This window comes from Streptomyces sp. NBC_01092 (assembly GCF_045039535.1).
Classification (GTDB): Bacteria; Actinomycetota; Actinomycetes; order Streptomycetales; family Streptomycetaceae; genus Streptomyces.
In genome coordinates this window covers 145576-163147 of sequence record NZ_CP108659.1, presented here as the reverse complement: position 1 = coordinate 163147, position 17572 = coordinate 145576, and the positions used below count along the sequence as shown (strand labels likewise).

The following is a 17572-nucleotide window of genomic DNA, read 5'->3' as shown; positions in this document are numbered from 1 at the left end:
CACGCGGCCTGGCACGCCGGGTGTGGGGGCGTCCACAGGTGTGGCTACGCCGGGCCCGGAGGAGATGGCGGCGATGCGTGCATATGTGGAGGGGCTTCCGTCGTATTCCGGTTCGTCTTATCGAGCTTCGTCCCAGGAGTTTCCGGCGGTGTCGCGGGACGCGCACGCGGATCGGGGCGGAGGGTTTTTCTCTCCCTGGTCGGTACCGGCGGACACGAGCACGGTCGGGTTCGGTGGGTCCGGGTGGCCGGGTTCGGCGGGTCCGGTGGCAGGTCCGTCCACCTCCTTCCCGGGCGGGATGACCGGGGGCAGGCCGGTGCCTGGAGCGGCGTCGGGGTCGTTGTTCGGGTTTGAGTTGCCGGTTGCAGGGCGTGGGTTTACGCAACGGACCGGTGAGTCCGCACGGTCTCCCCTGATGGGCTCTGAGGATATTGGTGGTTACGGCGGGCGGCAGCGAAGGCCCTCCGGATCAAGCCCCGGCTTCTCCGGTTACCGCCAGTCTTCCCCGGGGCCTGGGTCCTTGCGTCGCGGGGCTCTGCCCGCAAGGCGGGTGGGCGCCCCGCCTGACGTGGCGTCGGACGGGCTGGGGGTGGACTGGGACGCGCCGTTGCCTGACTCTCCCCGCCGTGATTCTTGGGCCCCCCCCGCACGGCTGCGGGGCGGTAGCGGTGCGAAGCGGCCGCGCTCTCAGCCGAAGGGGCGGAATCATTCATATTCGGATGATGTGATTATTCGGGCGGTGCGGGAATACTGCGAGCAGAATCCCGCGGAGGTTGGGAAGGCCCTGCGGTACAAGGCAGTTCAGGTTATTGATGTTGATGGCGTTCCTGTTCGTGTGCCCATTGGCAGGCTGATCAGCGAAATCAGGTGCGGAAGCAGGCTGGCGTCGCGGGAGACGAAGACGGCTCTGCAGAATGCGGGGGTGCTACTGACCAGTGATCCGAGGTCTTCCAACGATCAGATTATTGAGGCGGTGGAGAAATACTTCAGGGATAATCCCGGCCGGCGTGGGAAGCGCCTGCTGTACAGGGCGAAACAGCGTATTGATGGCGTTCCTGTTCCTGTGCGCATTGGTGAGCTTGTCAGCCGAATCAAGTCCGGAAGGAGGCTGGCGTCGCACGAGATGAAGACGGCCCTACTGAAGGCGGGGGTGCAGCCCGGTGATCTGGGGCTGGGTGATGCCGGGGATGGTGTTGGCGGGTCTGTTTGGGGGGTGGCTTCATCGGGCGAGGGGGCTTTGGGGCAGGGTTGGGCGCCTTCTGTTGGTGTTGTTTCTTCGGGTAAGCGTGGGCGGCCCGACGGTGGTGATGACGGCGTACCTCCTGATGGCAAGCGTGGGCGCTACGCCTCCCTGCCGGTGGACGAGACTGCCGGGCAGGCGGATCCGGCTGGGAACCCGGTGGCAGATTCCGCGGGCGGCGACGAGATCATTTGGGCTGATTGGGTGCACGACTCCCCTTCGCCGGTTTCCGGTTCGGCACTCGAGGGGGATGCTGGTCGGGTTGGGCGTGGCGCCGGTGAGGTGCAGCCTGACGCGTTGGGGGCGTCTGCTCCTGGTCAGGGGTCTGAGGGTTCCAGCGGGCCCTCGTCGCGGGTGGAGGAGGTGATGGCACGGCTTACCGGCCAGGCCTCCTCTGCCGCGGCCGACGAGGCGAGTCGGTCAACCTCGCGCGTTCCTACCACGGACCCGGGCAGCCCGACCGATCCCGTGCCCGCTGCGGGTGCCCCGGGGAGGGCGGTCCCGGCCGCCAACCAAGGCGTTGGAGGGCAGGAGTATCCGGGCGGGTCTGCTCCCGCCGCTGACCACCTACCGGTCCGTTCCGGGGACGAGGGCGTCCCCGGCAGTTGGGCAATCCCGGCCCCGGCTGCGGGAGAGGGCCATGTGCGGTGGGCGCGTGGTGTAGCGGCTCGGGTGGAGGAAGCTGCGGTGGCGGCATGGGGCGCATGGGCCCAGGCGCGCTCTGCGAGGGACGAATCCGTTGTGCTGACGGGATGGCGGGGGGTAACTGCCGAGGCGGTGCTCTTGGCGGAGCGGTGGCTTGAGCCGTTGCGTGAGGGGGGAGCGTTGCCGGCCTTCGAAGCTGATTTTGCTCCGGAGAGGTTTGACAGGGCATGGGGGAAGCTGGAGGAGGGTGCTGCTGAGCTGGACTGGGCTTTGGCCCGGGCCCAGATGGTGGTTGAGGCGATTCGGGGTGGCGAGGGGCGAACACCGCTGGCGCGGCAGCTCCCCCGTGACGGCCGTGAGTCGTTCGAGCAGATCTCGCCTTACGAGCAGGTGGTGCGGCGAGTGGCATACGGTCTTGTGACGGGGCGTACTGCGGGCAGTTGGGGGCAGGCCCAGGGCCAGGATTCTTGGGGGCCCGGTGCACGGAACCAAGCGGTGGGTGGGTTGTCTTCGCAGGCGGATGTGCCCCCCCTGTATCCCGGGACGTGGGCAGTTCGCGGCTCGGGACTGCGGGGCGGTAGCGCCCCGCGCGGCGGGGCCGGGGGCTGGGACGAGGGTTCGCCTCCGCTCGCCCCGCTCCTGCCCCGCCCGGACGCGGACGGCTCTCCCGAAGCGCCGGGTGGCAGCCGACAGACCGGCGGCAGCGGCACGGAGACGCGGCCGCTGTTCTCCTCACCCGGGGAATCCTCGGCGGGAGGAAGGGCGTCGGCTTCGGCCGCCCTCGTAGTGCGTGACTTGCCCGCGGGCGTGTTGGTGACCGGGGAGTCGGTGACCGGATACAGGCACCTGGCGACGGACGAGGACTACGATGAGTTGCTGCCCGTCCCCGGTCTGCTTCAGGTCGTCGTCCCGGGACTGTCCGGCGACCTGGGCGATGTCGACGATGTCGCCTCCGCGCTGGCCGAGAGGCTCCCCGCGGCGAGCCAGTACACCAACGCGCGCGCGATCCAGCTCGTCATACTGGGAGCGGCCGAGAGGCGGACCACCAACGAGAGGCGGATCGCCGAAGCGCTTGCGGCGGCGGTGGCCCAGCGCACCGGGAAATCGGTGTGGATCTTTGTGGACGGTTGGGTGACGGTCAGACACCGGCGGGTTGCGGCCATCAGCATGGCCGCGCCTCCAAGCTGGTCCGAGCACCTGCCGCCGGGCGGTTCGGCCACCCCGTACTCGACCGACAGTCTGGGGCGTCTTCAGAGGAGGCACGCGGCGGCGCCTGTCGTCCGGCGCGCGGGGGTGGCGTTCCTCAGGCGGGGCGAGGACCGGGGTGAGATCTCCGGGGCCCTCCGGTCTGGGAACGGCTGGGCTGTACTGGAGCTCACCGCTGACCGGAACGGTGCGCTGCGGATGCCGCTGTGGGAGGGCGGCCTGGTGCCGCCGGACCCCGGTGTGATCCGCTCGGCGCTCGAGGAGGCCGTCGCGGGAAGGCCGGGTGTTCTCCACGCCGTCCAGCTGCATGTGGTGGCGGAGGAGGGCGCGGCGGCGATACGGGTGGACCGCGCTTCGGCCGAGTCGTTGGCCCGCGCGCTGGGACTGCCCGTGTTCGTCCCCGAGGAGGGTGCGCTCTCGACCGTCAGGAACGGCAGGGTCCAAGCCCTTCGTCCCGGCGGTGCCGCCGCGCGATGGACGCGGGTAGGCGATCCCGTGGCGGGGCGGGAGTCGGATCTCCCGCAGGGTGACCACATGACGACGACGGAGCTGCTGTTCCCCGGGGATCCGATCCCGGTGCTGTGGTGGCAGCTAGGCGCGGCAGATCTGGTCGCTCAGCCGGTACGGGCTCTTCTCCGAGTCTCCCTCTCGCCGGAGGGCACGCTGTCGCGGCTCTCGGCCAACGGTGGGCAGGTGGTCCTAGATCCGCGTGACCTCCAAGAGGAGATCAAGGTGTCCAGGCCGGGGGACAACGAGGTTGTGGTCCAACTGCTTGTCAAGGAGGGGGACGTACCGGAGACGTCTCGGGATGCCTTCTACGCTCATGTCCAGGAGCTGTCGGACCGCCTTCGCCTGCCGGTGCTGGTACCGGGAGGCGGAATGGGGAGCCGGCACGATGAGCACACCTTGGATCTGGTCGCCGACTCCTGGCTTCGCTACTCGCCGGGCGGGGGCGTTCCGGCCGACGTGCAGACGCTGGCTAACGGGCGCGCGGTGCTGGACGGAAGCCACCCCCTGACGGACCGCGACGGCAGGTGGCTGACCACCGACGTGATCCTGCAGCCAGGCGATGACATCGTCTCGACCCCCATGCCGGTAGGTTCCGCATCGATAGACGTCCTCCTCGCGGCGGGAATAACTCCTACGGTTCTGGGGGTGGATGAGGCTGGAAGACCGGGATTCACCACGATCCAGGGTCAGGTCGCTGCGGTCACGCCCGCCCAGTTCCTCGAGGCCGCCTGGCACCTCCGCCGCCGGGGTAGGGGTGACCGGTGGGCATTTGCCATCGACAGCCGCAGCGACGCCCATACGTACGCGGCGCGGGCATGGATCTTCGACATGGCCACCGAGCTGCGATCCCCAGTGCGTATGGACGTGAAAAGCACGCAAGAAGACGTAGAGAGGGTGCTAGTGTGCCCGCTGCTTCTCGACGGCTACCGCTATACCTCCGGTGTGGACTCTCCCGTGGAGTATGCGGGAACGCTGCGGATACCCGGTGGTGTGATCGCGACTATGCCGTTCGAGGACATCTCGGGCAGCGGGATGCTGCGGCCGCTCACTGGAGTCGGCCGTCCCGTGGGCCGGCCCGAGAACCTGTTCCTCGCCAGGCCGCTACGGTTCGGTGCCGGTGACTTCCGCCTGTCCGCGCTGAACCCGTCACCGGTGACAGTGGACGAACTTGCCTTCTGGATCCGTGCCCATGGGTGGCGCGAGGGTCAGCCAGTGCAACTGATCTGGTCGAACCAGGCAGACGCGGCACAGGACAGCGGGGCGCCCGCCGACGCTGATGACGACCTGCTGCGCCAGTTGGCCGAGCGCCTGGACACCGATGTGCACAGTCCGCCGTCCGTCGAACAAGGCTCGCTGCCCGGGCACATCCAGGATGTGGCGATCAGAGGCGAGCAGGGCGATAGCCCGTCCTGGCGGCGCTTCACGCCGCCCCGTGAGCCCGCCGACAGCACACCGGAGACGCGGCCGCTGTTCTCCTCACCCGGGGAATCCTCGGCGGGAGGAAGGGCGTCGGCTTCGGCCGCCCTCGTAGTGCGTGACTTGCCCGCGGGCGTGTTGGTGACCGGGGAGTCGGTGACCGAGGAGTTGCTGACCGGGGACAGGAGCCTGCTGGCGGACGGGGACTACCAATCGTTGCTGCCCGTCCCCGGTCTGCTTCAGGTCGTCGTCCCGGGACTGTCCGGCGACCTGGGCGATGTCGACGATGTCGCCTCCGCGCTGGCCGAGAGGCTCCCCGCGGCGAGCCAGTACACCAACGCGCGCGCGATCCAGCTCGTCATACTGGATGTGACCGAGAGGCAGATCGCCGAAGCGCTTGCGGCGGCGGTGGCCCAGCGCACCGGGAAATCGGTGTGGATCTTTGTGGACGGTATTGTGACCGTCGAACACCGGCGGGTTGCGGCCATCAGCATGGCCGCGCCTCCAAGCTGGTCCGAGCACCTGCCGCCGGGCGGTTCGGCCACCCCGTACTCGACCGACAGTCTGGGGCGTCTTCAGAGGAGGCACGCGGCGGCGCCTGTCGTCCGGCGCGCGGGGGTGGCGTTCCTCAGGCGGGGCGAGGACCGGGGTGAGATCTCCGGGGCCCTCCGGTCTGGGAACGGCTGGGCTGTACTGGAGCTCACCGCTGACCGGAACGGTGCGCTGCGGATGCCGCTGTGGGAGGGCGGCCTGGTGCCGCCGGACCCCGGTGTGATCCGCTCGGCGCTCGAGGAGGCCGTCGCGGGAAGGCCGGGTGTTCTCCACGCCGTCCAGCTGCATGTGGTGGCGGAGGAGGGCGCGGCGGCGATACGGGTGGACCGCGCTTCGGCCGAGTCGTTGGCCCGCGCGCTGGGACTGCCCGTGTTCGTCCCCGAGGAGGGTGCGCTCTCGACCGTCAGGAACGGCAGGGTCCAAGCCCTTCGTCCCGGCGGTGCCGCCGCGCGATGGACGCGGGTAGGCGATCCCGTGGCGGGGCGGGAGTCGGATCTCCCGCAGGGTGACCACATGACGATGCAGTACCTGATGTTCGCCGGGGATCCGATCCCGGTGGTGTGGTGGAGGCCGCCAGGCACGGCGGATCTGGTCGCTCAGCCGGTACGGGCTCTTCTCCAAGTCTCCGCCTTGTCGAACGGCAGGCTGTCGCGCACCTTGGCCGACAGCGGGCGGGTGGTCCAAGATCCGCGCGACCTCCAAGAGGAGATCGACGACCTCCATGAGGAGATCGAGGGATCCAGGCCGGGGGGCAACGAGGTTGTCCAACTGCTCATCGTCGGTGGGGACGTACCGGAGACGTCTCGGGATGCCTTCTACGCTCATGTCCAGGAGCTGTCGGACCGCCTTCGCCTGCCGGTGCTGGTACCGGGAGGCGGAATGGGGAGCCTGAACGATACGCGCATCCGGGATGTGGTCGCCTCACACGGCGCGCAGGGGGGGCGTTCCCCCGCCACCTGGCTTCGCTACTCGCCGGGCGGGGGCGTTCCGGCCGACGTGCAGACGCTGGCTAACGGGCGCGCGGTCCTGGACGGAAGCCACCCCCTGACGGACCGCGACGGCGAGTGGCTGACCACCGACGTGATCCTGCAGCCAGGCAATGGCATCGTCTCGACCCCCACGCCGGTAGCCTCCGCATGGATAGACGCCCACCTCGCGGCGGGAATAACTCCTACGGTTCTGGGGGTGGATGAGGCTGGAAGACCGGGATTCACCACGATCCAGGGTCAGGTCGCTGCGGTCACGCCCGCCCAGTTCCTCGAGGCCGCCTGGCACCTCCGCCGCCGGGGTAGGGGTGACCGGTGGGCATTTGCCATCGACAGCCGCAGCGACGCCCATACGTACGCGGCGCGGGCATGGATCTTCGACATGGCCACCGAGCTGCGATCCCGAGTGTGGATAGGCGTGCGAAGCACGCAAGAAGACGGAAGGACGATGGTCGAGTGGGCGCCGCTGCTTCTCGACGGCTACCGCTATACCTCCGGTGTGGACTCTCCCGTGGAGTATGCGGGAACGCTGCGGATACCCGGTGGTGTGATCGCGACTATGCCGTTCGAGGACATCTCGGGCAGCGGGATGCTGCGGCCGCTCACTGGAGTCGGCCGTCCCGTGGGCCGGCCCGAGAACCTGTTCCTCGCCAGGCCGCTACGGTTCGGTGCCGGTGACTTCCGCCTGTCCGCGCTGAACCCGTCACCGGTGACAGTGGACGAACTTGCCTTCTGGATCCGTGCCCATGGGTGGCGCGAGGGTCAGCCAGTGCAACTGATCTGGTCGAACCAGGCAGACGCGGCACAGGACAGCGGGGCGCCCGCCGACGCTGATGACGACCTGCTGCGCCAGTTGGCCGAGCGCCTGGACACCGATGTGCACAGTCCGCCGTCCGTCGAACAAGGCTCGCTGCCCGGGCACATCCAGGATGTGGCGATCAGAGGCGAGCAGGGCGATAGCCCGTCCTGGCGGCGCTTCACGCCGCCCCGTGAGCCCGCCGACAGCACACCGGAGTATGTGACCAGCCCGTTCGGACGGCTCATCGAGCCCTCCGACCTCCCCCACCACGCCCCCCTGAACCGTGCCATCGTGGTGCACCCCTCCTCGTGGCCCGTCCAGGCGGTCGCCGAGCTCGCCCAAAGGCGGAAAAACACCTCGGTCATCGTGGGGTTGCATGTCGACGAACGGAGCGGCATCCCGGTGGCGGAGGGCTCTTTGCGCGGCGATGCCGTCCCCGCTGAGATCGTGAGCCTGATGCGTCCCGCCGAAACGCCGGAGGGACTGGACGCCGGTATGGCACCGCGGCTCGCGCATACCTGGACGGGCGGGCCGGTAGTGCTGCTGTGCAACACGCCGGACCCGGGGCCGCAATACGCCCGGTTCGACGAGTGGGTCAGCCAGTTCCGCAGGGACCTCTCCGCCGCGCGCGACGAGATGCCGTTCTTCCAGGGACCGGAGGGCAACGGCCGGGCCGGCATGGTGGAGGTGTACGCCTATGAGCCCGGAGCACGGATCACGGTAGAGCACCACGCAGGACAGTCGTTCTTCAAGGTCATATGGCCTAACCGCGAGAGTGCACCGGGCCGAGCGATCCTGACCGGCGGCGGTGAGGATCCGTCTCCGCCGCTCCTGGGGAACAGCGGCGGGGTACTGCTGACGACGGTGTCCGGGGACGTGGTGTCGGCCTTCACTCGTGATACCGGCGGCCTCACCGACCTCACAGTCATCCGGGGCCTTGGCCTGGATAATCTGTGGTCATTGGGCGACCTGTACACATACCCCCGGTACGACGGCATGCTGCGGCTGGAACTCGTCCAGAAACACGATGGCTGGCTGGCGCTGACCAGTTCACACGAACGATCGCGCCGCATCATGCCGGAAGACCTGGCCGTCGCCCTCCGGGGGAGCTCCGACGACCGCCGTATCGGCAGCCTGCTCGGGTGGCGCGAGGGCACTGACATCCAGCTCGTCACCAGGTTCTTCGAGGACAGACTCGGCCGTGTCGCCTACCCTGCACCGGTGTTCAACGCCGACCAGGCCGCCGTGCACCAGACTTTCGCGGACAGGCTGGCCCGTGCCCTGAACGTCGACGTCTACACGATCGCCGCCGCGGGGGTCCGGTCCGTGTTTGTCGAGGAGGCCTCTGCGACGGTCGGGGAGCGCAGCGGGCAGCCCTCGGTCTGGCTGAGGTTTGAGGGCCGTGGAGGCGCGGCACGGTTCGCCACCAACGGTTATGGGGCGCTGGTCCCGGTCGAGCGCGTGCCGGTTGACGACCTCGCGGCGGCGGGCGTCTCCCTCGCCGACATCACCCGGAACGTCTTCCCGGGCGGTGTGTCCCTGCTGCCCCCGGGCAGCAGCAACGACACGAAGGAGCCGTGGCGGGGGGTCGCCGCCCGAGATGAGTTCCGGGCACGAGGTGAGTTCCTGGTGGTCGGCCGCGGGGACCGTGACGAGGTGCTGCTCCAGCTTCAGGACGGGCGGGAGCTGGCGGTCGGACCTCGGGCGCTGCTGGACGTCCTGCGCGCGAGCGGGTGGCGGGAGGAACAGAAGATACGACTGGCCGTGGACGGGCTCGTCTTCCAGCGGAGAGTCCCGGGCAGGCGCTTCGGCCGGGTGCTGGACGACTTGGCGAAGGTCGAGGTGATCGCGACTACCGGACAGATTGACTGGAGCGCCGCGTCCGGCAGCACGACCGCGTACAGGCAGGACATGGACTGGGGCGGTTTTCCCTTGATGGATCCCCAAGGTCGGTCCATCGCCAGGTGGGTCCGGTACACCCCTGAAGCCTTGCGGTCCGAGGACCGCAATGAGGTCCGTTCCGCTACCCCGCCCCCGCCCACCCCGGCCGGTTCGGGTCACCCTCCCGTCGCCCCTACCACCCCAGATACCCCCACCACCCCGGCTACCCTGCACGCTCAGACCCATCCAGCGGACCTCGCCGCACAGCCCGGCACCGCTGCGACCGGTGAGACCCCCGGGCAGGATCATGCCGAGCATGCAGGCCCCGAGACCCCGTGGCCCTCCCCTCCCGCCGACCTTTGGCAGGGCCCGGACGAGGGAAGCGGTGATCGTCACCGAGCGGAAGAGGCTCCGCCGCCGGCCCGCCTCGGCCCGCCCCCCCGGTATCCTGCCCCTCCCCCCTATCGGTCCTGGGTGCCGGTCTCTCCCGGCACACCGCGCCAGGAGGCGCTCGCCCGGGACCTGGCCGGGGGCTTGGTCTCCGTGCGGGAGATGCGCGAGGCCCGGCTCAACAGCAGCACCTGGCTCGTGCTGCGGCCCGCGGGCCACGATTCCGGGACGCTCCTGTCACTGGAGGAGACGTTCGAGGCGCTGAACCGTCTTGCGGAGCAGCCGTACCTGTTCACCGAGCTGAGCGAGCCCACCGACGTCCGCCGCGGAGATGTGCTGGTGGCCTTCCCGTCGGGCACGGCCTACGACCTCGCCAGGATCGACCCGAGTGCCCAGGGGCGGGCGGTGGTGCTGCGTCCCGGAGATTTCCGTAGCGGCGCGAACCTGCCGGACTATCCCGTGGCCGGCGCGATCACGCACTATCTGATCCCCGCCGAAACCGGCCGGGCCGGGGCGGCCGAGCCGGACGCCTTGCCCGGCGGGGCGAATGCGAGCGAGGTGGCGGCGGGTAACGCTGGCGGTGTCCGGCCGGTTCTTCCGCGGGACGTGGCTGGTCTGGAGCGGCTGGTCGATGGTGTGGTGCGGCGGGTGCGGGCCGCTTCCTCGTCTGCGTCGGGTGCGGCCCCCGCCTCGCAGGCTGCTGGCCCGGTCCTGCGGGCCGGGGAGGCCGCAGGGCGGGGGGTGTCCCCGCGGGACTGCCTGGTGCTGCTGGCAGGGTTGGGGAAGGAGTTGCACCGGAGTGAGGCGTTTGGCCCCGCGGTTCGCCCCACGGCGCCCAGCGGGATCCGGCCGGCCCGGGCGGTGGACGACGTGGTGGAGGGGAGCGGCCGCGCCGAGGACATGCTTGCCCCGGGCGCGCACTGGGGCCCGGTGACCTCCTGGGAGCGGCTCGCCGACGCCGTACGGGAGGCCGGGCCTGGGGCGACCGCGCTCGTGCTGGTCCAGCGTTCCCGGGGGGTGGGGCATGCCTTTGCGGTTCACCATTTCACCGGTGAGGGTGTGGTGTGGGTTGAGCTGCAGGCGCCGGCGGGTGAGCGGGTGGGCCGTGATGCGCCGCCGGAGGGGGATGTGCTTCATGCGCGGGCGGTGGTGGTCGACCCCGGTGGGCGTGTGGTGCCCGATGCCCTGCCCTGGGCGTCGGCGGCGGATTCGACGGCGCGGGCGCTGACCGACCCACCCACCGACCACCGCTACGGCATGGAGCCATGGCAGGGGAGGACGGGGGACTGGGGGGACGTTGGCTGGTTCCCGGTCGGCATGGAGGGGTGGTCGGGTCGGCCGGGGTCGCGGGCGGCGTCGCCGTTCCCTGGTGGTCGGGTGGCTACGCCGGGCGGGCCGGTCACGCGGCCTGGCACGCCGGGTGTGGGGGCGTCCACAGGTGTGGCTACGCCGGGCCCGGAGGAGATGGCGGCGATGCGTGCATTTGTGGAGGGGCTTCCGTCGTATTCCGGTTCGTCTTATCGAGCTTCGTCCCAGGAGTTTCCGGCGGTGTCGCGGGACGCGTACGGGGATCGGGGCGGAGGGTTTTTCTCTCCCTGGTCGGTACCGGCGGACACGAGCACGGTCGGGTTCGGTGGGTCCGGGTGGCCGGGTTCGGCGGGTCCGGTGGCAGGTCCGTCCACCTCCTTCCCGTCCGGCATGGAGGGGTGGTCGGGTCGGCTGGGGTCGCGGGCGGCGTCGCCGTTCCCTGGTGGTCGGGTGGCTACGCCGGGCGGGCCGGTCACGCGGCCTGGCACGCCGGGTGTGGGGGCGTCCACAGGTGTGGCTACGCCGGGCCCGGAGGAGATGGCTCCTGCGGATCCTGGCATAGACCTCATGTCCGGCCTTGCCGCTACGGGGTCGCCCGCTGTTCGGTTTGACCAAGCGGATTTGACATCTGGGTATGCGCGGAGTGAGTGGGATTCTTATCTGCAAGGGTTGTCTGCCGGATCAGTGTCGGTTCCGGCGGGCACGAGCACGGGCAGGTTCGGTGGGTTGCGGCGGCCGGGTTCGGCGGGTCCGGGGGCTGGTCCGTCGTTCTCGGGGGGGATGACCGGGGGCAGGCCGGTGCCTGGAGGTTCGCCGGGGCTGTTGTCCCGGTCTGCGTCGTCGGCTGTGGGGGTGTCGGGGCCGGGTGGTGTCGGTCGGCGTGGTGCTTTCTCCTCGTCTTTTGGGCCGCGGGAGGTGTCGGGGTCGGCTGCTGGCGGAGTGGTTGCCGGGGCGGGTCCTGTGCCCGTTGGGGGACCGGCCGCGGCGGCAGACCGGTTCTACGAGGCCACGACAGGTAGGGCAATTGATGATTTGAGTTATGTGGTGAACCAGGTGAAGGGCGGGGCTCGTGTAGTTCTCACCCGTGGCGGTGAGCCGGTGATGGTGCTGGTGCCGCTGTCGGATCTGGGGCCCGCCCGCACGGACGAGATCAGCAAATACCAACTTCGTCGTGGGCTTGCCACACATCGGGTTGCTCGTGGGGAGCGACTCACCGTCACCGACCGCGGCAATTCGGTGATGGGTGTGATTTCGGTTGAGGAGTTGGAGGCTGGGCATCCGGCCGCCCGGCAGCGGACCGTGCTGCCTGCACCGGGGGTGTACGACGCCCAGCTGGGGGCCTGGAAGATCACCGCTTCGGAACTGCGGCTGGTGGACTTTGACGATGTGGTGGTGCGCAGGGTTGTGGAGGGGGGGGAACCTGTCGCCATCACCGCCTGGAACAGTGTGTCCCTGGTGATGGTCAGCGAGGCCGCCTACCAGGCCCATCTCCCCCACAGGCCCCGGCGGCCCGAGCCGATCTCAACTCACGAGGTCATGAATGACCCGGGCATAGTGCGGAATCAGATGGCTGAAGGTCGGCGTTACGTCGTTTCCCGGCCGGCGGGGCGTGTGGTGGTGGTGTCGGAGGCGGATCTGGCCACGATTCGCGCCGCGGAAGGGGGTGGCGGGGCGGCGGGTGTTGTGCCTGGTGGTAGTGACATGCGGGTGTCGAGGGTGGCGTCGCCGTTGCCGGAGTTGTCCGGGCCGGCTGCTGGTGGAGGGGTTACCGGGGCGGGTCGTGTGCGGACCGTGCGGCCTGCAGGGATGGTGTACGACGCTCAGCTGGGGGCCTGGAAGATCACCGCTTCGGAAGTGCGGCTGGTGGACTTTGACGATGTGGTGGTGCGCAGGGTTGTGGAGGGGGGGGAGCCTGTCGCCATCACCGCCTGGAACAGTGTGTCCCTGGTGATGGTCAGCGAGGCCGCCTACCAGGCCCATCTCCCCCACAGGCCCCGGCGGCCCGAGCCGATCTCAACTCGCGCGGTCATGAATGACCCGGGCATAGTGCGGAATCAGATGGCTGAAGGTCGGCGTTACGTCGTTTCCCGGCCGGCGGGGCGTGTGGTGGTGGTGTCGGAGGCGGATCTGGCCACGATTCGCGCCGCGGAAGGGGGTGGCGGGGCGGCGGGTGTTGTGCCTGGTGGTAGTGACATGCGGGTGTCGAGGGTGGCGTCGCCGTTCTTTTCCGGTCCCGTGGCCCGGGGCGGGTCGGGTTCCGACGGCGCTGGTGGTGAGTGGGACGCTGCCGGGCCGCTTTTCCTGAGGGGGGACTGGGGGGACGTTGGCTGGTTCCCGTCCGGCACGGAGGGGTGGTCGGGTCGGTCCACGACGCTTGTCCCGCATCGGGGTGTTGGTTCTGGAGCGCAGCCTGCCGGGCCTTTTGGAGACATTCCGGTCGGGGGGCCGGGTGTGGGGGCGTCGGGGTCGGGTGGTGTCGGTCGGCGTGGTTCTTTCTCTTCGCCTGTTGGGTTGCCGGAGTTGTCCGGGCCGGCTGCTGGTGGAGTGGTTGCCGGGGTGGGTCCTGTGCCCGTTGGGGGACCGGCCGCGGCGGCAGACCGGTTCTACGAGGCCACGACAGGTAGGGCGAGAATGGAGTTGCTTGATCTGGTGAGCCAGGTGAAGGGCGGGGCTCGTGTAGTTCTCACCCGTTACGGTGAGCCGGTGATGGCGCTGGTGCCGCTGCCGGATCTGGAGCCCGGCCCGGCGACCGAGATCACCATGGGACAACTTCGTGGTGGGCTTGCCACATATCGGTCTGCTCGTGGGAAGCGACACGCCGTCACCGACCGCGGCAATTCGGTGATGGGTGTGATTTCGGTTGAGGAGTTGGAGGATAGGCATCCGGCCGCCCGGCGGCGGACCGTGCTGCCTGCACCGGGGGAGTACGACGAGCAGCTGGGGCTCTGGGTGATCACCGCGTCGGCAGCGCAGGCGAGCTTCGACGCTGCGGTGACGCGGCGGGTTGTGGAGGACCGGGAACTTGTCGTCATCACCTTCATGGGGGAGAAGGGCCTGGGAGTGGTCAGCGAGGCCGACTACCGGGCCCATCTCAACGGCGGGACCCGGACCGACTCGATCCCGGCTAGCTACGCCACGAATCACCTGTCCGAGGTGGGGGAGGGGGTGGCCAGGGGTCGGCGTTACGTCGTTACCAGGAGGGCGGGGCATGTGGTTGTGATGGTGTCGGTAGAGGATGTGAGGAATCTGGCCAGGGTTCGCGCCGCGGAAACAGAGCGTGCGCTGACCGGCCCACCCACCGACCATCAGTGGGGTTCTTATCTGCAAGGGTTGTCTGCCGGATCAGCGTCGGTACCGGCGGGCACGAACACGGGCGAGTTCGGTGGGTTGCGGCGGCCGGGTTCGGTGGGTCCGGAGGCTGGTCCGCCGTCGTTCTCGTCGGGGTCGTTGTTCGGGTTTGAGTTGCCGGTTGCGGGGCGTGGGCTTACGCAACGGACCGGTGAGCCCGCACGGTCTCCCCTGATGGGCCCCGGGGATCTTGGTGGTCACGGCGGGTGGCAGCGAGCGGACTCCGGATCACACCCCGGCTTCTCCTCCGGTTCCCGCCCACCTTCCCCGTGGTCCTTCCGCCGCGGTGCTCCTCCCGCAAGGCGGGTGGGTGTTCCGCCTGAGGTGGCGCCGGATGGGCTGGGGGTGGACTGGTATGTGCCGTTGCCTGCCTCTCCCGTCACGGGCCTTGCCCAGTCCCTGATCGATGTTCCGGAGCAGGTGGGTCGTCCGGTGGCTGCCCGGATGGAGTTGACCCGTCGGCTGGTGGGTGTACTGGCGGATCCGGAGACGGCGGTACGGGTGCGGGGCAGTGGTGTGCGGGTCGTGGTCGTTCCGCGCACCGTCCCGGTCAGCGAGGTGCCGGGCCTGACGGATGCCGCCCACGCCGGGCTGCTGCGGACCCAGGACGGGCGGCCGGTGCGCGGGGTGCGTGGGGTGACCGACCCGGATGCCCGGCTCGTTCTGGTCGCGGAGGAGAATCTGCTCGGCGAGAGGGCAAAGGTCGACGTCGACGGGGAGTCTGCGTTCTACCCGGACGGCTACTCCAGCGTGACGCACGAGCTGGCTCACCTGGTCTGGTACTTCGGGCTGAGCGAGCAGGACCGCGAGCTCGTGCGCGAGAAGTTCGAGGACAAGCTGGCGGCGGGTCCGGACACCGGATGGGCGGATGGGCCCCGCCGGGGCACCGAGGGAGCAGAGACCGGCAACTACTCCTCGCTCAGCGCCGAGGAGTTCTTCGCGCAGACCAGCACCGCGTACCTGGGCGCGAACCACGGCCACGACCCGTACACCGGCAGGGCACGGAACAACGGGACCGGCTGGGTCCGCACCCACGAAGATCCCCGGATGGTCCGGCTGCTGGAGCGCCTCTACGGCGCGGATCCCGACCCTGCACCGGGGCTCAACCCGGTCGCGAGGACACGTGCTGAGAAGGACCTGTGGCAGGGCTTCCGGGACTTCACCGCATCCAGCGATGCCCATGCATCCATCGGGGCATCGCCCGATCCTGGAACAGACACCCCCGCCGACACCAGCGCAGACACCACCCGGCAGGCCGAGAACCCCGGCAGCACGCCACGGCAGAACAGCGCGAACACCTCTGACGAGTCCACGCCCGCACCGCGCGATCCTGTCCCTGAACGTTCCGAGAACGCGCCTCTGGACGGTCGGGGGCCGGACGAAGACGGAGCTGGATCTTCCTACGTGTTTGACTCTCCTGAAGAGTTGAACTCGGACGAGGATGGGGGGCCGTCCGAGGCGGGCTTGTCGCCTGAGGTGAACCCGGCCGGCGCGACACCACCCGCGAAGGAAGACGAACGGCTGCTGCTGACCGCTTCCGGGGGCCCGGAACACACGGTCGCCCGCGAGATTCTCGCATCAACAACCGGGATCAGCCGGGCCGAGGGGTTGATGGCACGCCTCACCGGCCTGGCACTGCCATCTCCCGCCGCCGGGCACGAAACCCACGCCGGCGACCCGGCCCCCACCCCCGCGAAAACCGATTCCCCCGCAGCCTCGCACCCTCTTACCAACCCCGACCCTCACCCTGACCCGGCGTTCGGCCGCGAACCCGCGCCCGGTCAGGACCAGCCCACACAGCAAGTAACACCGGCCACGCTCACCGACGGTCAGGGCGGTATGGGGCCGCATACGGGACACGAGGACCGGACGAGTCAGGAGCCGCCGACGGACGATGAGGCTGAGCGCGCATGGGCGCTACCGTCCCGGACGGTCACTGCATCCGCAGCCGTGCAGGAGCAGCCCGAAGCTGTCCGGGCGGAAGCCGGCGAAGGCCCGGCCGGCCAGATTTTGCGCAGCCTGACCGCGGCCCCTTCGGGCGGCACCGCGGGGATCGGTGAAACCCCACAACACGAGCTCATCAAGGACGAGACGCTATCCGTCAGCTCTGGCTCGGCCGTGACTGACCCGGCATCTCCTGCGACTGGTGCTTCCGACCCGAACCGCTCCGGACTACGTGGGGGAAGGGATAACTCGCCTGCGTCCAGCGAGGCGAACCCTCAGCACAGGGGCTCCGGTGCAGGCCCGTCACACTCCGGCGAGGCCCGCACCGCCGAGGCCTCCGGCCCGCGTGATCTCACCGTGTCTGTCGCCGACCGCCGGTTTGCTCCTTCCGGTGCACAGGGGTCGCCGGGGGTTGAGGATCCTGTCCTTGAGGTGGAGCGTCGGATCCGTTTGCGTGATGCGTCGCTGGCGTACGAGCTGAGTCTGGGCCGGTATCTGGCCGGCCTGCCTGAGCTGAACGAGTTGGCTGGCCGGATCCTCAAGGCCGTGTGGGACAGGGCCGATCCCGGGCAGCGGGCGCTCATGGGCAGCGACCTGGCGTGGTCCGCCGGCGCGGTGGGCACCGACCCGGCCGACCTGCAGCGGGTGGTGGACTCCGGCAACCTGCGTGAGCGGATGAACATGCTCCGCAATGCAGATGTCAACCGTGTCCTGAGTGACCTGTTCGGCAAGCCGAAGTGGGGTGTACTCAAGGAGGAATGGGCGGATGAGCACCGCAATACGCTCCACAACACGCCCGGGGAGCTGACAGACCTGTCACCGGGGGAGGTCGTGCCCCCGCTCAGTGACGCCGAGCGCAGGCTCTCGGTCGGCGATGATGGCCGGCTGAAGTGGTGGCCCGGCTCGAAGACCCGCGGGATCCGGCTGTCCAATGCCGTCCACCGCAACGCCGACGCCACCGGTGGACTGGTATTCGCCGGAACCTCCAAAACCACATACTTCAGCTTCTGGGTGGTCCACCGCTTGCAGCTTCCGGTGGACTGGCAAAAGATGCGGCTGCTGATGCTGGCCACCATGCTCCCCGTCGGCACACCCGGACACCACACGTTCCACGAGGTGATGAGGGGCGCCGCCCTGGCCGACGAGCAGTTCCTGCACACCGGCGGTCTCCTCGACTACCAGGACGACTGGGGCCGCTACCGCACCCTGCCGCCGCTGACCGAGGACGAACTACGCACCCACGCCGCGGTAGACGGCCGCTTCCCCGACGAACACGCCCACGGCGTAGGCCCCGGACAAACCCTCAACGACCCACACCCGGACACCACAACCACCCCGCCCCCCTGA

The 17572-nt window shown here is 69.6% G+C and carries 1 protein-coding gene (cut by a window edge); it reads left to right on the top strand.

The window, feature by feature from the left end; all coding sequences use genetic code 11:
• Positions 1 to 17572, top strand: partial view of a toxin glutamine deamidase domain-containing protein gene (locus OG254_RS00780; protein WP_405576346.1) — the 3' portion only. 16706 nt of this gene lie to the left of the window's left edge; 17572 of the gene's 34278 nt are visible here — the last part of the coding sequence; its start codon lies off the left edge, out of view; the stop codon is at positions 17570 to 17572.